We start from the raw sequence: 15777 nt of genomic DNA, 5'->3' as shown, positions 1-15777 counted from the left end.
GGATGGGTCAGCGACCGCCTCTCGAATCTCCAATGCCGAATATCCAATCCCGGCGTTACAACAACGGCCAAAGGCCGGGGGCTTTCGCCCCCAGCCTTCAGTGCATCGCCTTGAACGGCTGGCGATGCAAGGGACTGCTTACTTGACTTCGACCTTCGCGCCAGCGGCTTCCAGGTCCTTCTTGAACTTGTCGGCGTCTTCCTTCGACACGGCTTCCTTCAGGACGCCGCCGGCCTCGGTGAGGTCCTTGGCTTCCTTCAGGCCCAGGCCGGTGATGGCGCGGACGGCCTTGATGACGTCGACCTTCTTGGCGCCGGCGTCGACCAGGATGACGTTGAACTCGGTCTGCTCTTCGACCGGGGCAGCGGCCACGGCCGGGCCGGCAGCGGCGACCGGAGCGGCGGCGGAGACGCCGAACTTGTCTTCGATGGCCTTGACCAGCTCCATCACTTCCATGAGGGTCTTTTCGGCGATTGCGTCGACGATCTGCTCGTTAGACAGGGACATTGTGATTACCTTTGGAATTTTTTCTGGATGAGGTTCTAGTGAACCGTTTCAGGTGTCGCGAACTTAAGCCGTTTCGGCCGGGGCTTCCGCTTCGGCGTCGGCAGGCGCGGCGTCGCCGCCACCCTGCTTGTCGCCCACGGCCTTGACCGCACGGGCGAACATGCTCGCCGGCTCGGCCAGCACGCGTGCCAGCATGGCCAGCGCCTGCTCGCGGGTCGGCAGCGACGCCAACACCTCGAGATGAGCGGCCGGATACAGCTGGCCACCCAGCGACACGACCTTGGCCTGCAGCTTGTCGTTACCCTTGGCGAATTCCTTGATCAGACGACCGGCAGCGCCGGGTTCTTCCGTCGAGAACGCATACAGCAGCGGACCGACCAGCGCGTCCTGGACGCACTCGTATTCGGTACCGGCAACGGCACGCGCGGCCAGGGTGTTCTTGACAACACGCAAGTACACACCGGTTTCGCGCGCCTTCTTGCGCATCGCGGTCATCTGGGAGACCGTGATGCCGGCGTACTCGGCAGCAACCAAGGAGTGGGCCTTCGCGGCGACGTCGGCCAGTTCGGCGACGACTTCTTGCTTCTGGGACAGATTGAGAGCCATTGCACTCCTCCGTTAAAGCCGGGAGTTGAAATGCGCGACCTGGGATGCGTCAGGAGCGATACCGCCGCTCTTGCCAATCCCCAATCCCGAATCTCGGATCCCTGCTTCAAACTTACTCCGCTCGCGGCTCCTGCCGCTTGCGGTCCTGGGCGGCCTCCATCCTGGATGCCGGGGATGCCGCATGGCATCCCAGTTGGTGGCCGTTCCAGACCTGGAGTGAGCGCGCCCGGAACACCGGGCTGGCCTGCACCAGAAAAACTCCAGAAAGGCGGCACCATCTACGCCGGCTGGCCCCGAGGGGCTGATTAAGCGATCCCGCTGTACCGACGGCGACTCCTTGCCGTGTCGAGCTTCCTTGCCCGTCGTCGGTATGCGCAGACCGCGCCTGCGGTCTTTGACGGCTTCGCATCGGGTTGCCCCGGGCGACGCCTTCAAAAGGGTGAAACCGGCGCCGCCTGACGGGCGGCGCCGTATTGCGATTACTTCAGGGACAGCGAGGCCTGATCGATGGTGACGCCCGGACCCATGGTCGAGCTCACCGAGATCTTCTGCAGGTAGGTGCCCTTCGAGGTCGCCGGCTTGGCCTTGACCAGGTCCAGCAGCAGCGCCTGCAGGTTGTTCTTCAACGCTTCGTCTTCGAAGCTGGCCTTGCCGATGGTGCAGTGGATGATGCCGGCCTTGTCGGTGCGGTAGCGCACCTGACCCGACTTGGCGTTCTTCACCGCTTCGGCCGGGTTGGCGGACACGGTGCCGACCTTGGGGTTCGGCATCAGGCCGCGCGGGCCCAGCAGGGTGCCCAGCTTGCCGACGACGCGCATCGCGTCCGGGGTGGCGATGACCACGTCGTAGTTCAGGTCGCCGCCCTGCATCTTCTCGGCCAGGTCGTCCATGCCGACGGCGTCGGCACCGGCGGCCAGCGCCTCGTCAGCCTTGGCGCCGGCGGGGGCGAACACGGCCACGCGCACGCTCTTGCCGGTACCGGCCGGCAGCACGGTGGAACCGCGCACCTGCTGGTCGGACTTCTTGGCGTCCACGCCCAGACGCACGGCCACGTCGACGGCTTCGACGAACTTGGCCTTGCTGGTGGTCTTGACGATCTTCAGCGCTTCGTCGATCGAATACGCCTTGCCCGGCTGCACGGCAGCACGGATCGCTTTCTGTCGCTTGGTCTGTGCCATTGCTTAACCCTCCACCGTCAGGCCCATGCTGCGGGCGGAACCCGCAATCGTGCGTACCGCCGCTTCCAGCTCCGCCGCCGTCAGGTCGGCTTCCTTCGCCTTGGCAATCTCTTCGAGCTGCTTGCGGGTCACCTTGCCCACCTTCTCGGTGTTCGGGCGCTTGGAGCCGGAGCTGACGCCCGCGGCCTTCTTCAGCAGCACGCTGGCCGGGGTGCTCTTGGTGACGAAGGTGAAGGTACGGTCCGAGTAGGCCGTGATGATGACCGGAGTCGGCAGGCCCGGCTCCAGCTTCTGCGTGGCGGCGTTGAACGCCTTGCAGAATTCCATGATGTTCAGACCGCGCTGACCCAGCGCAGGACCGACCGGCGGCGAGGGGTTGGCCTGACCGGCCTTCACCTGCAGCTTGATGTAACCGACGACTTTCTTTGCCATTTTAGTGTCTCCGGGTGCTAGCGCCTAAACCGCAGGCTCCCCATCGCGACGGGAAAATCACGTGTCCCGCCATCACGTTTTTGAAGTGCGCAGAAAGCCGCCTCGCGGCGGCTTCCGTTCTGCCCGGCGGCTTGCCTGGACAGGGAGCCGCGCAGTATAGCAGAGATTTTGGCGCCCGGCGCAGCCGCGCCGGCGCGGGCTCAGGCCTTCTCGACCTGGCCGAATTCCAGCTCCACCGGGGTGGAGCGGCCGAAGATCAGCACCGCCACGCGCAGGCGGCTCTTCTCGTAATTGACTTCCTCGACCACGCCGTTGAAGTCGTTGAACGGACCGTCGGTGACGCGGACCATCTGGCCTGGCTCGAACAGCACCTTCGGACGCGGCTTCTCCACGCCATCCTGAACGCGCTGCAGGATCGCATCGGCCTCTTCGTCGCGGATCGGCAGCGGACGATCGGCGGTGCCGCCGATGAAGCCCATCACCTTCGGCGTTTCCTTGACCAGGTGCCAGCTTTCGTTGTCGATGCGCGGAATGCCGCCTTCGTCATGGGTCTCGATCTGCACCAGCACGTAGCCCGGGAAGAACTTGCGCTCGGAACGGCGCTTCTGGCCGGAGCGCATCTCGATCACTTCCTCGGTGGGGACCAGCACGTCGCCGAAGCGCTCCTGCATCTCGTCACGCGCAATACGGTCGCGCAGCGCTTGCGCCACGGACTTCTCGAAGCCTGAATAGGCGTGAACGACATACCAACGCTTCACTGCTGCACTCTCCTCAACGGCTCACGAACCACTGCATCAGCTTCTGGATCAGGAAATCGAACCCACCCAGCAGCAGACTCAGAATGATCACCACCACGATCACCACCCAGGTGGTGCGAATGGCTTCCTGACGGGTCGGCCACACCACCTTGCGCAGTTCGAAACGGGACTCGGACAGGAACTCGCGGCCTTCGCGACCCTTGGCCGTCAGCAGGAACACCGCGGCACCGGCCACCAGGCCGATCACCACCGCCAGCGCACGCAGCGGCCCGGACCAGCTACCCAGCTGCGTCGCGCGACTCGGCTCGCCGAACCAGAACCAGACAAACAGGCCGGCGACCACCAGCAGCGCAGCGATGACGTACTTGACGATATCGCCGCCGGAAGATGCGGCGGGGCCTTTGGAATGCTCGATCTTGCTGTTCATCCGACTCTTGCTGCTATGCGACCGAGGTCACTGGATAGGGAGCGGCAGATTGGCACGCCAGGAGGGACTCGAACCCCCAACCTGCGGTTTTGGAGACCGCTGCTCTGCCAATTGAGCTACTGGCGTGTAGTAAGAACGACTGCACTTCCCTGAGACGGCGAAGGCGGACCGAAGGTTCCGGCCCGCCCTTCGCTGAACCCGGCGGCCGGAGCCGCCTACACTTCGTCGGATTCCGGCGACCGAAGCCGCCGTCCTGCCGTCGAGCCTGGCGGCCGCAGCCGCCAGAGGGCATTACTTGATGATCTTGGCCACCACGCCGGCGCCGACGGTACGGCCGCCTTCGCGGATCGCGAAGCGCAGGCCTTCGTCCATCGCCACCGGGTTGATCAGCGTCACCACCATCTTGACGTTGTCGCCCGGCATCACCATTTCCACGCCTTCCGGCAGCTGCACCGCACCGGTGATGTCGGTGGTGCGGAAGTAGAACTGCGGACGGTAGCCCTTGAAGAACGGGGTGTGACGGCCGCCCTCATCCTTCGACAGCACGTACACCTCGGCTTCGAACTCGGTGTGCGGCTTGATCGAACCCGGCTTGCACAGCACCTGGCCGCGCTCCACGTCGTCACGCTTGGTGCCGCGCAGCAGCAGGCCCGCGTTGTCGCCCGCCTGGCCCTGGTCCAGCAGCTTGCGGAACATTTCCACGCCGGTCACGGTGGTCTTCTGCGTCGCACGGATGCCGACGATTTCGATTTCGTCGCCCACCTTGATCACGCCGCGCTCGATACGGCCGGTCACCACGGTGCCGCGGCCCGAGATCGAGAACACGTCTTCCACCGGCATCAGGAACGGCTTGTCCACGTCGCGCTGCGGCTCCGGGATGAACGAGTCCAGCGCGTCCACCAGCTTCAGGATCGCCGGCACGCCGATCTCGCTCTGGTCGCCTTCCAGCGCCAGACGGGCCGAACCGTGGATGATCGGGGTGTCGTCGCCCGGGAAGTCGTACTTGCTCAGCAGCTCGCGCACTTCCATCTCGACCAGCTCGAGCAGCTCGGCGTCGTCGACCATGTCGGCCTTGTTCAGGAACACCACGATGTGCGGCACGCCGACCTGGCGCGACAGCAGGATGTGCTCGCGGGTCTGCGGCATCGGGCCGTCAGCGGCCGAGCACACCAGGATCGCGCCGTCCATCTGCGCCGCACCGGTGATCATGTTCTTGACGTAGTCCGCGTGACCCGGGCAATCCACGTGCGCGTAGTGGCGCGTCGGGGATTCGTATTCCACGTGGGCGGTCGAGATCGTGATGCCGCGCGCCTTCTCTTCCGGCGCCGCGTCGATCGCGTCGTACGCCTTGAACTCGCCGCCGAAGCGCTCTGCGCCGATCTTGGTCAGCGCCGCGGTCAGCGTGGTCTTGCCGTGGTCGACGTGACCGATGGTGCCGACGTTGACGTGCGGCTTGGTGCGCTCGAACTTACCCTTGGCCATGGCTGCTTCTTCTCGGTGATCGTAGAAAGATTTGACGACTGAATATGGTGCTCACGAAAGGAATCGAACCTTCGACCTCCTCCTTACCAAGGAGGTGCTCTACCGACTGAGCTACGTGAGCGTTGTTCTATTGTGACACAAGCGCGTTCAATGGAGCGGGAGACGGGAATCGAACCCGCACCATCAGCTTGGAAGGCTGAGGTTCTACCGTTGAACTACTCCCGCTACGGGATGCCGCACTGCCACAACAAAATAACTGGTGGAGGGAGGTGGATTCGAACCACCGAAGGCGTAAGCCAGCAGATTTACAGTCTGCCCCCGTTGGCCGCTTGGGTATCCCTCCAACTTACCCACTCGAACCCGGCTGCGACGCCGAAATCAGAGAGGGGTGAAACAGCCCGCTATTCTTCCCTGACATCCTCGCCTTGTCAACAGTATTTTGACGCGATGTCGCAGGAAATCGTCGTGGCCTGCGCGCGCCCGGCCAGGACACGCGCACGCATCAGACGTTGAAGCGGAAATGCAGGATATCGCCTTCCTGCACGCGGTACTCCTTGCCCTCCAGGCGCAGGCGCCCGGCTTCCTTGGCGCCGGCCTCGCCCTTGTACTTGATGAAGTCGTCGTAGGCGATGGTTTCGGCGCGAATGAAGCCCTTCTCGAAGTCGGTGTGGATCACCGCCGCGGCCTGCGGCGCGGTCGACCCGGCCTTGACCGTCCAGGCGCGCACTTCCTTCACCCCGGCGGTGAAATAGGTCTGCAGCCCCAGCAGGGTGTAGCCGGCGCGAATCACCCGATTCAGACCCGGCTCGCTCAGGCCCAGGTCGGCCAGGAACGCGTCGCGGTCGGCGTCGTCCAACTGCGACAGCTCTTCCTCGATCGCCGCCGACACCGGCACCACCTCGGCGCCCTCGGCCGCGGCATGCGCGCGCACCGCGTCCAGGTGCGGATTGTTCTCGAAACCGTCTTCCAGCACGTTGGCGATGTACATCACCGGCTTGAGGGTGAGCAGGAACAGATCGCGCACCAGCGCCTTCTCCTCCTCGTCCAGCCCGGCGTTGCGGCCGGCCTTGCCCTCGGCCAACGCGGCCTGCAGCTTGGCCAGCACCGGCTTGCGCGCAGCCGCGTCCTTGTCGCCGCCCTTGGCCGAACGCTCGGCGCGATTGAGCGCCTTCTCCACGCTGTCCAGGTCGGCCAGGGCCAGCTCGGTGTCGATGGTCTCGATGTCGGAGACCGGGTCGACCTTGTTGTTCACGTGGATGATGTCGCCATGCTCGAAGCAGCGCACCACGTGGGTGATCGCATCGACCTCGCGGATGTGCGCAAGGAACTTGTTGCCCAGGCCTTCACCACTGGCCGCACCGGCGACCAGGCCGGCGATGTCGACGAACTCGACCGCGGTCGGCACGACCTTCTGCGGATTGATGATCGCCGCCAGCGCGTTCAGGCGCGGATCCGGCACCGGCACCACGCCCACGTTCGGCTCGATGGTGCAGAACGGAAAGTTGGCCGCGGCGATACCCGCCTTGGTCAGCGCATTGAACAGGGTCGACTTGCCGACGTTGGGCAGGCCGACGATGCCGCATTTGATGCCCATATGTGTGATCCGGGATTTGGGATTCGGGATTGGGGATTCGCCAGCCGCGCGGCCACGAATCCCCAATCCCCAATCACGAATCCCTGCTCGTATGCAACCGCTTCATCGCCTCGTTGAAGTCGCCCTGCACGGCCAGCGGCAGCACGTCGATGGCGTCGTCGATGGCGCGATCGATGAGGACCTGGTCGTCCTTGCCGGCGCGCCCCAGCACCCACGGCACCACCTTGTCCTTGTGGCCGGGATGGCCGATGCCGATGCGCAGGCGGTGGAAGCCCGCATGCCCGAGCAGCCGGATGGTATCGCGCAGTCCGTTCTGGCCGCCGTGGCCGCCGTCGAACTTGAGCCGCGCCGTGCCCGGCGCCAGATCCAGTTCGTCGTGCGCCAGCAGCGCCTGCGCCGGTTCGATCTTCCAGAAGCGCAAGGCCGCCGTCACCGACTTGCCGCTGAGGTTCATGAAGGTGGCCGGCTTCAGCAGCCACACCGACTGCCCCGCGACCTCGACCCTGGCGGTCTCGCCGAACAGCTTGGCGTCCACGCTCCAGCGCGCGCCGGCCCGCTCGGCCAACGCGTCGACAAAACGAAACCCGGCGTTATGCCGGGTATTCGCGTGTTCGGCACCGGGGTTGCCCAGGCCGACGATCAGACGCAGACCAGTCATGCGCAATGCATCGCCGCGGCGTCCGGACCGGTGGCCCGGACGCCGCGCAGGCGATTACTTGCCGTCCTTCTTGGCCGGCTCGGCGGCGGCCGCCGCGTCGGTGGCTTCCGGCTCTTCCTCGACACGACCGTGCTTGGCGATGACCACCGCCACGTCGTGCTCCTTGCCCAGCTTCAGTTCCGGCAGCTCGACGCCGGCCGGCAGCTTCAGATCGGACAGGTGGATCACGTCGCCGACCGACAGCGCGGCCAGGTCGACTTCGACGAACTCCGGCAGGTCCTTCGGCAGGCACACGACCTGGATTTCGTTCAGCTCGTGGGTGACGACCACTTCGGCCGACTTGCCGGCCGGGGACACGTCCTCGTTGATGAAGTGCAGCGGCACCGAGGCGTGCAGGGCTTCGTTGTCGTTCACGCGCTGGAAGTCGATGTGCATGATCAGCTGCTTGAACGGGTGACGCTGCATATCGCGCAGCAGCACCTTCTGCACGTCGCCGTTCAGGCTCAGGCTGAGGATGGACGAATAGAACCAGTCGTTCTGGCTGGCCAGCCAGACTTCGTTGTGGTCGAGCTGGATGTTGACCGGCTTCAGATCGCCACCGTAGACGATCGCCGGGATCAGGCCGTCGCGACGGAGGCGGCGGCTCGCACCCTTGCCCTCGACTTCGCGGCGCTGCACCTTGATTTCATGCGTGGTTGCCATTTGCGTTTACTACCTTGGTTGAATGAACCGCCTCGCGGCGGTTTGAAGGACTCTTCCGCGACCAGAAGAGTCGTTGGAAAGCCGGGATTGGAGATTCGGGATTGGGGATTGGCCGAAGCGGCGCTGTTGCGAATCCCGAATTTCGAATCCCCAATCCCGGCTCTTGATCAATCCACGTACAACGAGCTCACCGACTCGCCGAAGGCGATGCGGCGGATGGTTTCGGCCAGCAGTTCGGCGACGCTGAGCTGGCGGATCTTGCCGCAAGCGCGGGCGGCCTCCGACAGCGGGATGGTGTCGGTGACCACCAGTTCGTCCAGCTGCGAATTGGTGATGTTGCTCACCGCCGGGCCGGACAGCACGGCATGCGTGCAGTACGCGGCGACCTTCAGGGCGCCGCGCTCCTTCAGCGCGGCCGCGGCGGCGCACAGGGTGCCGGCGGTGTCGACGATGTCGTCGACCAGCACGCAGGTCTTGCCCTCGACGTCGCCGATGATGTTCATCACCGTGGACACGTTGGCGCGCGGGCGGCGCTTGTCGATGATCGCCAGGTCCGCATCGTCCAGGCGCTTGGCCACCGCACGGGCGCGCACCACGCCGCCCACGTCCGGCGACACCACGATCAGGTTGTCGGTGCCGTAGGCGCGCCAGATGTCGGCCAGCAGCAGCGGCGAGGCGTAGACGTTGTCGACCGGGATATCGAAGAAGCCCTGGATCTGGTCGGCGTGCAGGTCCACGGTCAGCACGCGGTCGGCGTTGACCGCGCTGAACATCTTCGCCGCGACCTTGGCGGTGATCGGCACGCGCGAGGAGCGCATGCGCCGGTCCTGCCGCGAATAGCCGAAGTACGGCACCACCGCGGTGACGCTGGCGGCGCTGGCGCGCTTGAGCGCGTCGATGATCACCAGCAACTCCATCAGGTTCTCTGCGCTGGGCGCGCAGGTCGGCTGGATCACGAACACTTCCTGCCGACGCACGTTCTCCTCGATCTCCACCTGCACTTCGCCGTCGGAGAAGCTGGAGACCATCGCCTTGCCCGGGCGCACGCCCAACTCGCGGCAGATGCTTTTGGCCAGGGGCTTGTTGGCGTTGCCGGAGAACACCAGCAGGTTGCGTTGGTCTTGCATGAGGGGTCTCTCGGGTGGCTGCGAAGAGCGTGTGGCGACGGAAAGAGGGTGAATCGGAACGCGAGGAGAAGCGATGCCTTTCCCATTGAATCCCCGCACATGGAGGTGCGGGCTTTTTGCAGAGGGATCTGCATACCTAAATGGCAGGGGCGGTAGGATTCGAACCTACGAATGCCAGGATCAAAACCTGGTGCCTTGGGCCTCTTGGCGACGCCCCTGCGTAAACCTGTGTCAAGCCTCCAGCGCGTCGAGCAGCGGCGAACGCGGGACGCCGCCCGCCACCCAGGCGCGCATCCCGTCCGGCAAGTCCGCCAGCGCGCGCACGGCGGCAGCGCGATCGGCGAACTCGACGAAACAACCGCTTCCCGACCCGGTCAGGCGTGGCGTACCGATCTGCGCAAGCGCCTGGAACGTGGCCTGGACGGCCGGTTCGCGGCGAAGCAGGACCGGCTCGAACGCGTTACCGAGCAGGAAACCTGAAACGAAGTCCGCTATTTTCGCGGGCGCAGCATCCCGCGTCAAATCCGGGGACTGGAACAGCGCCGCGGTGGGCACGTGCACGCCCGGATCGGCCAGCACGTACCAGGCGGGCGGCAGGGCGATTGGGGTCAGTTGCTCGCCCACGCCCTCGGCCCAGGCGTCGCGTCCGCGCACGAACACCGGCACGTCCGCGCCCAGCGACAGGCCGAGTTCGGCCAGGGCATCCTCGTCCAGCCCGGCGCGCCACAGCGCGTTCAGCGCCACCAGCGCGGTCGCCGCGTCGGACGAGCCGCCGCCGAATCCGCCGCCTGCCGGAATGCGCTTTTCGACGCGGATATCGACACCCTGCACGACGTTCGCCGCTTTTTGCAACAGCCGCGCAGCACGCACCAGCAGGTCGTCGGCCTCGGCGACGCCGGCGACGGAGGGCCCGATCCGCGCCACCACGCCGTCCTCGCGCAGCCGCAGGTGCACCGTATCGCCCCAGTCCAGCAGGCGGAACACGGTCTGCAACTGATGGTAGCCATCCGGCCGGCGGCCGGTGATCTGCAGAAACAGGTTCAGCTTCGCCGGGGCCGGCCAGGACGACCAGCCCCCGCCATCGACGGCCCCGCTCATGACGCGGGCACGGTCCAGGCGTCGACCAGCAGCCGCACCTTGGCGTCGCCGTTGCGCGCCTCGATGCGCCGCGGCAGCGCCGGACGGCCGTCGCTGGGCGGGTACCAGTCCTGGAATTCGATCTCCCAGCCCATCTGCTGCAGCGTGTGCGGCCGGCCCTGCGCGTCGTAGTCGACCCGCTCCGGCGCCTGCGCGTCGGTCGCCACCAGCCCGCGCACCCAATCCGGCAGCAGGTTGACCGGGATCTCCCAGCCGGTCGCTTCCAGCAGCAACTGTTCGGCGTTCTCGCCGTCGCGCGGCCCGCCTTCCAGCCCTTCCAGGCGCCCGGCCTCGGAGTGGCTGTCGCCGATCAGGCGCCAGCTCTGCCGGGTCACCGGCGCACTGAGCTGCACTTCGTACTGCCGCTGACGCTGGGTCCAGTCGATGCGGCCGCTGCCGCCGTTGCGCCCCTTGGTGATCGCCACCCGGCCCTGGAACGCCCAGTCCGGATGCGCCTGCAGCCACTGCGTGCGCGCCGCCTCGGCCTGTTGCGCGGCGGCATCGGGTGCAGCGACGACGACCGGCGCCGGAGTGCGGGTCGGCACCACGCTGCAACCGGCCAGCGACAGCCCGGCGGCCAGCGCCCAGGCGGTGCGCAGACCAGCCCTCACGGCGCCACCTGTTCCAGGGCCCGGCGCAGCGCGCGATTGTCCGGATCGAGCTTGCGCGCCTCGTCGAAGTACTTGTTGGCCTCTTCGTGCTTGCCCTGCTCCCACAGCACCTGGCCGATATGCGCGGCGATCTCCGGATCCTTCACCAGGCTCCAGGCGCGGCGCAGTTGCACCAGCGCCTCCTGGGTCTTGCCGAGCCGGTACAGCACCCAGCCATAGCTGTCGATGATCGCGGCATTGTCGGGATCGGCGGTGCGTGCGCGGTCGATCAGCTGCAGCGCTTCGCGATAGCGCTTGGTGCGGTCGGCCAGGGTGTAGCCGAGCGCGTTCAGCGCCGCCACGTTCTCCGGCTCGGTGACCAGGATCTTGCGCAGGTCGGCCTCGGCGCGGTCGATGCGGTCGCGACGCTCCCAGGACAGCCCGCGCGCGTACAGCAGCGCGTTGTCGTCCGGGTACGCGGCCAGGCCGCGCTCGAACACCTGCAGCTCGCCGGCGTCGTCGCCGCTGCGCTGGCGCAGTTCCGCCTCCAGCACGTAGGCGTCGCGGCGCGCGGCATCGTCGGCCTCGGCGTCGTCCTGCAGCGCGCGCGCCTCGGCAAAGGCCGCGTCCTTCTGGCCGAGCGCGTACAACGCGCCGGCGGCGCGCAGCCGCGCCTCGCTGCGCAGCGGGCCGCCCGGCACGCCGCGGTACCAGTCCACCGCCTCCTGGTTGCGCTTGAGGAACTCGGCGATCTTGCCGAGCAGCAGGCGCCGCTCCGGATCGGGCCGGTCGGCGCCCTTGCGCAGTTCGTCGTACAGCGCGGTCAGGGCCGCGTTGTCCTGCAGCTTGGCCAGCATCGAAGCGCGCAGGCCATAGTTCTGGGTGGTCTGCGGCCCCAGCGCCAGCACCCGCGCTGCGGCAGCGGTGTCGCCGATGGCATCGTAGGCATAGGCCAGCGCGGTGCGCAGTTCCGGGTCGCCCTCCACCTTGGGCTCCACGCCCTGCAGCAGCGCACGCGCCTGCTCGGTCTTGCCCGCCTGCTGCAACTGCGTGGCATGCAGCAGCGCCACCCGCGGCTCCTGCGGGAAGCGCTTGACCAGTTGGTCGACGATGCGCTCGGCCAGCTTGGGCTGGTCCAGGCGCAGCGCCAGGCGCCCGAACTCCTGCCAGGCCTCGAGCTGGTCGGGGATGGCATTGGCGTCGAGCAACTGGTCCAGGGCCTTGGCCGCCACTTCCGGATCGCGGTTGCCGCTGACCAGGGCGATCAGCGCGAAACGCCAGCCGCGCGGGTCCTTGTCGCGCAGCATGGCCACCAGCAGGCTGCGCGCCTGGCGCAGGTTGCCGCTGCGCAGGGCCAGCGAGGCCTCGGCGCTGCGCATGGCCAGCGACTCGGGCGCGCGCTGCCGCCATAGCGCCAGGGCCTGGGCGGCGGCGGTGCTGTCGTTGGCCAGCATCGCGATGCGGGTGGCGCGTTCGGCCAGGCCGGCGTCGCCGGGGCTGTCGTTGGCGGCCTGCAGATACCAGCGCGACGCGTCGGCCAGTTGCCCGGCCTGCAGGGCGAACTCGCCGGCCAGCACCGGGGTCATCACGTCCTGGGCGGGACTCGGCGCCTTGGCCGCGGCCGGTGCGGCCACGGCGGCGATTGCGGACAGCAGCAGAAAGGTACGGATGCGAATCAGTGCGGGCATCGGAAGCGGCCGGGCCGTAAAATGGGGCCCTGAATGGCCAGCAGCTTATCGCAAGCAACTGAACAGATGACGTTGTGGGTGCTCGGATTGAACCACCAGACCGCGCCGGTCGACCTGCGCGAACGGGTGGCATTCGCCGGCGACGCATTGCCGCGCGCGCTGCAATCGCTGCGCGCGCTGCCCGACGTCGCCGAGGCGGCGCTGCTGTCCACCTGCAACCGCACCGAGCTGTACGCCATCGCCGGCGATGCGCAGCACCTGGCCGACTGGCTGGATTCGCATGCCGCCGGCCTGCACGGCTACCTGTACCAGCACCAGGACGCGGACGCGGTGCGGCACCTGTTCCGCGTCGCTACCGGGCTGGACTCGATGGTGCTGGGCGAGCCGCAGATCCTCGGCCAGGTGAAGGACGCCTGGTCGTTGGCGCGCGAGCACGGGGCGATGGGCAGCCGCCTGGACCGGCTGTTCCAGCAGACCTTCTCGGTGGCCAAGCGCGCGCGCACCGACACCCGGGTCGGCGCCAATCCGGTCTCGGTCGCCTCCACCGCGGTGCGCCTGGCGCAGAGCTCCTTCGCCCGGCTCAGCGAATCGACCGTGCTGCTGGTCGGCGCCGGCGAGACCATCGAGCTGGCCGCCAAGCATCTCAGCGAGGGCCGCGTGCGGCGCCTGCTGATCGCCAACCGCACCCTCGCCCACGCACAGGAACTGGCCAGCCGCCACGGCGGCGTGGCGCTGCCACTGAGCGAGCTGGAGCGCCACCTGCACGAAGCCGACGTGGTGTTCTCGGCCACCGCCGCGCGCGAGCCGGTGGTGACGCGGGCGCAGGTCGAACAGGCGCTGCGCGCACGCAAGCACAAGCCGATGCTGCTGTTCGACCTGGCGGTGCCGCGCGACATCGAGGCCGCCGTGGCCGACCTGGCCGACGCCTACCTGTACACCGTCGACGACCTGGAGCGCGCAGTCGAGGACAACCGTCGCGGCCGCCGCGAGGCCGCCGAGGCGGCCGAGGCGATCATCGACCTGCAGGTGGTGCGCTACATGGAGGCGCTGCAGGCCAGCACCCGCCAGGCGCCGCTCAAGCGCCTGCGCGCGCACGGCGACAGCACCCGCGACGACGTGCTGGCCAAGGCGCGGCAGCAACTGGCGCACGGCAAGCCGGCCGACGAGGTGCTGGAGTTCCTCGCCAACACCCTGACCAACCGACTGCTGCACCCGCCCACCGCGGCGCTGCGCGAGGCGGCGCTGCGCGGCGACGCCGAGCTGGCGCGCGCCGCCGAGCGCCTGTTCCCGGAGAAGCCGGGCTATTTCCACCCGATCCTGAAGACCGATGACACCGACCCTGCGCCGTAAGCTGGAGGCGCTGGCCGAGCGTCGCGAAGAACTCGAACGCCTGCTGTCCGACCCCGAGGTGGTGAGCGACAACACGCGCTTCCGCGATTACTCGCGCGAGTTCGCGCAACTGGAACCGGTCGCCGCCGCGCTGGCCGCCGAGGCGGCGGCCAAGGCCGACCTGGCCTCGGCCGAGGCGATGCGCGCCGATCCGGAACTGCGCGAGCTGGCCGAGGAGGAAATCGCCGCCGCGCAGGCGCGCCTGGCCGAGCTGGACGCGGAACTGGCGCTGCTGCTGGTGCCGCGCGATCCGCGCGACGACGGCAACCTGTTCCTGGAAGTGCGTGCCGGCACCGGCGGCGACGAGGCGGCGATCTTTGCCGGCGACCTGTTCCGCATGTACGCGCGCTACGCCGAACGCCAGGGCTGGAAGGTGGAAGTGGAATCGGACAGCCCCGGCGAGCACGGCGGCTACAAGGAGGTCGTGGCGCGCATCGTCGGCCGCGGTGCCTACTCCAAGCTGAAGTTCGAATCCGGCACGCACCGCGTGCAGCGCGTGCCGGCGACCGAGTCGCAGGGCCGCATCCACACCTCGGCGGCAACGGTGGCGATCATTCCCGAAGCCGACGACGTGGAGGAGATCACGATCAACCCGGCCGACCTGAAGATCGACACCTTCCGCTCCTCCGGCGCCGGCGGCCAGCACGTCAACAAGACCGAGTCGGCGATCCGCATCACCCACGTGCCCAGCGGCGTGGTGGTGGAGTGCCAGACCGAACGCAGCCAGCATGCCAACCGCGACAAGGCGCTGAAGCGGCTCAAGGCGCAGTTGCTGGAGGCCGAGCGCAGCAAGCAGGCCGCGGCCGAGGCGCAGGACCGCAAGCTGCAGGTCGGCAGCGGCGACCGCAGCCAGCGCATCCGCACCTACAACTTCCCGCAGGGCCGCATCACCGACCACCGCGTCGAGGGCCTGACCCTGTACGACCTGCCGAACGTGATCGAGGGTGACCTGGATGCGCTGATCGGGCGCCTGAGCCACGAGCACCAGGTCGACGAACTGGCGCGCCTGAGCGACAGCCCATGAGCGTGCGCGTGCGCCAGGCCGCTGCGCACGACCTGCCGGTCCTGGCGGCGCTGTTCGACGCCTACCGCCAGTTCTACGGGCAGGCGCCGGATGCGGCGACTGCGCACGCCTTTCTCGCCGCGCGCCTGGCCAACGCCGAGTCGGTCGTGCTGCTGGCCGAACGCGATGCACAGGCCGCCGGCTTCGTGCAGTTGTATCCGTCCTTCTCCTCGGTGCGGGCGGCACGGCTGTGGATCCTCAACGATCTGTACGTGGCACCCGCGCACCGCCGGCACGGCGTGGCGCAGGCGCTGCTGCACGCCGCCGAACGCCATGCCGCGGACGACGGCGCAGTGCGCATCGTGCTGGAGACGGCGCAGGACAATCTCGCTGCGCAGGCCCTGTACCGCGCCTGCGGCTGGCAGCAGGAGCTGAGCGCGCAGCACTACGTCAAGGCGCTGGTGCCGTGAGCGTGCGCCACCCACGGTCGGTCGCGGCC

At 67.7% G+C, this 15777-nt stretch carries 17 protein-coding genes and 5 tRNA genes; 3 read left to right on the top strand and 19 right to left on the bottom strand.

All coding sequences use genetic code 11. The features are described from left to right. Positions 1 to 138: 138 nt before the first annotated feature. The 19 genes from rplL to AC1PK7_RS04025 all read right to left on the bottom strand — a co-directional run bounded on the left by rplL (position 139) and on the right by AC1PK7_RS04025 (position 12886). Positions 139 to 507 (bottom strand): 50S ribosomal protein L7/L12, encoded by a 369-nt coding sequence (gene rplL / locus AC1PK7_RS04115; protein WP_019797548.1) that lies wholly within the window; start codon positions 505 to 507, stop codon positions 139 to 141. A 63-nt stretch (positions 508 to 570) separates the two neighbouring features. Beyond that, entirely contained in the window at positions 571 to 1113 is a 543-nt protein-coding gene (gene rplJ / locus AC1PK7_RS04110) for a 50S ribosomal protein L10 (RefSeq protein WP_010341340.1), read from the bottom strand. Positions 1114 to 1592: 479 nt separating this feature from the next. Further along, positions 1593 to 2291 (bottom strand): 50S ribosomal protein L1, encoded by a 699-nt coding sequence (rplA, locus tag AC1PK7_RS04105; protein WP_010341341.1) that lies wholly within the window; start codon positions 2289 to 2291, stop codon positions 1593 to 1595. Positions 2292 to 2294: 3 nt separating this feature from the next. Beyond that, complete coding sequence (gene rplK, locus AC1PK7_RS04100) at positions 2295 to 2723, bottom strand: 50S ribosomal protein L11 (RefSeq protein ID WP_010341342.1); 429 nt, start codon at positions 2721 to 2723, stop codon at positions 2295 to 2297. 200 nt (positions 2724 to 2923) lie between these two features. Further along, positions 2924 to 3481 carry a transcription termination/antitermination protein NusG gene (gene nusG / locus AC1PK7_RS04095; RefSeq protein ID WP_010341344.1) on the bottom strand — a complete coding sequence of 186 codons (558 nt, stop codon included), beginning with the start codon at positions 3479 to 3481 and terminating at the stop codon, positions 2924 to 2926. Positions 3482 to 3494: 13 nt separating this feature from the next. After that, a complete protein-coding gene (secE, locus tag AC1PK7_RS04090; protein WP_010341346.1) occupies positions 3495 to 3908 on the bottom strand; it encodes a preprotein translocase subunit SecE in 414 nt (137 codons plus the stop codon). Between the two features lie 50 nt (positions 3909 to 3958). Next, positions 3959 to 4034, bottom strand: a tRNA-Trp gene (locus AC1PK7_RS04085). A gap of 165 nt (positions 4035 to 4199) precedes the next feature. Further along, positions 4200 to 5390 (bottom strand): elongation factor Tu, encoded by a 1191-nt coding sequence (tuf, locus tag AC1PK7_RS04080; protein ID WP_152182225.1) that lies wholly within the window; start codon positions 5388 to 5390, stop codon positions 4200 to 4202. Between the two features lie 45 nt (positions 5391 to 5435). Continuing rightward, positions 5436 to 5511 (bottom strand) — tRNA-Thr (locus AC1PK7_RS04075). A 30-nt stretch (positions 5512 to 5541) separates the two neighbouring features. Next, positions 5542 to 5615: transfer RNA gene (locus tag AC1PK7_RS04070), tRNA-Gly, on the bottom strand. A 32-nt stretch (positions 5616 to 5647) separates the two neighbouring features. After that, positions 5648 to 5733, bottom strand: a tRNA-Tyr gene (locus tag AC1PK7_RS04065). Between the two features lie 159 nt (positions 5734 to 5892). After that, entirely contained in the window at positions 5893 to 6984 is a 1092-nt protein-coding gene (gene ychF / locus AC1PK7_RS04060) for a redox-regulated ATPase YchF (RefSeq protein ID WP_010341267.1), read from the bottom strand. Between the two features lie 73 nt (positions 6985 to 7057). Next, positions 7058 to 7642: an aminoacyl-tRNA hydrolase gene (pth, locus tag AC1PK7_RS04055; RefSeq protein ID WP_010341265.1), complete on the bottom strand. Its 585-nt coding sequence runs from the start codon at positions 7640 to 7642 to the stop codon at positions 7058 to 7060. 54 nt (positions 7643 to 7696) lie between these two features. Continuing rightward, positions 7697 to 8344 (bottom strand): 50S ribosomal protein L25/general stress protein Ctc, encoded by a 648-nt coding sequence (locus AC1PK7_RS04050; RefSeq protein WP_017907366.1) that lies wholly within the window; start codon positions 8342 to 8344, stop codon positions 7697 to 7699. Between the two features lie 167 nt (positions 8345 to 8511). Further along, complete coding sequence (locus AC1PK7_RS04045; RefSeq protein WP_010341263.1) at positions 8512 to 9471, bottom strand: ribose-phosphate diphosphokinase; 960 nt, start codon at positions 9469 to 9471, stop codon at positions 8512 to 8514. Between the two features lie 141 nt (positions 9472 to 9612). After that, positions 9613 to 9689, bottom strand: a tRNA-Gln gene (locus tag AC1PK7_RS04040). A 13-nt stretch (positions 9690 to 9702) separates the two neighbouring features. Continuing rightward, a complete protein-coding gene (gene ispE, locus AC1PK7_RS04035; protein ID WP_481099963.1) occupies positions 9703 to 10569 on the bottom strand; it encodes a 4-(cytidine 5'-diphospho)-2-C-methyl-D-erythritol kinase in 867 nt (288 codons plus the stop codon). Further along, positions 10566 to 11219 (bottom strand): lipoprotein insertase outer membrane protein LolB, encoded by a 654-nt coding sequence (lolB, locus tag AC1PK7_RS04030; RefSeq protein ID WP_481099962.1) that lies wholly within the window; start codon positions 11217 to 11219, stop codon positions 10566 to 10568. The genes ispE and lolB overlap by 4 nt, the downstream gene beginning before the upstream one ends. Then, the gene (locus tag AC1PK7_RS04025) at positions 11216 to 12886 is read right to left on the bottom strand and encodes a tetratricopeptide repeat protein (RefSeq protein ID WP_481099961.1); all 1671 of its coding nucleotides are present in this window, start codon (positions 12884 to 12886) and stop codon (positions 11216 to 11218) included. Before AC1PK7_RS04025 ends, lolB begins: the two co-directional genes overlap by 4 nt. 66 nt (positions 12887 to 12952) lie before the next feature. Between AC1PK7_RS04025 and hemA the strand changes: the two genes are divergently transcribed. From hemA to AC1PK7_RS04010, 3 genes are read left to right on the top strand one after another with little or no spacing between them, the layout of a single operon-like run. Further along, entirely contained in the window at positions 12953 to 14236 is a 1284-nt protein-coding gene (hemA, locus tag AC1PK7_RS04020) for a glutamyl-tRNA reductase (protein ID WP_041499938.1), read from the top strand. Beyond that, a complete protein-coding gene (gene prfA / locus AC1PK7_RS04015; RefSeq protein ID WP_481099960.1) occupies positions 14214 to 15299 on the top strand; it encodes a peptide chain release factor 1 in 1086 nt (361 codons plus the stop codon). The genes hemA and prfA overlap by 23 nt, the downstream gene beginning before the upstream one ends. Next, on the top strand, positions 15296 to 15748 hold the full coding sequence (locus AC1PK7_RS04010) for an N-acetyltransferase family protein (RefSeq protein ID WP_481099959.1): 453 nt from the start codon (positions 15296 to 15298) through the stop codon (positions 15746 to 15748). Before prfA ends, AC1PK7_RS04010 begins: the two co-directional genes overlap by 4 nt. Positions 15749 to 15777 lie beyond the last annotated feature (29 nt).

It is taken from the genome of Xanthomonas sp. NCPPB 3174, assembly GCF_056725205.1.
Note: the sequence above shows the minus strand (reverse complement) of the source record. Positions and strands in the feature narration are given on the sequence as shown.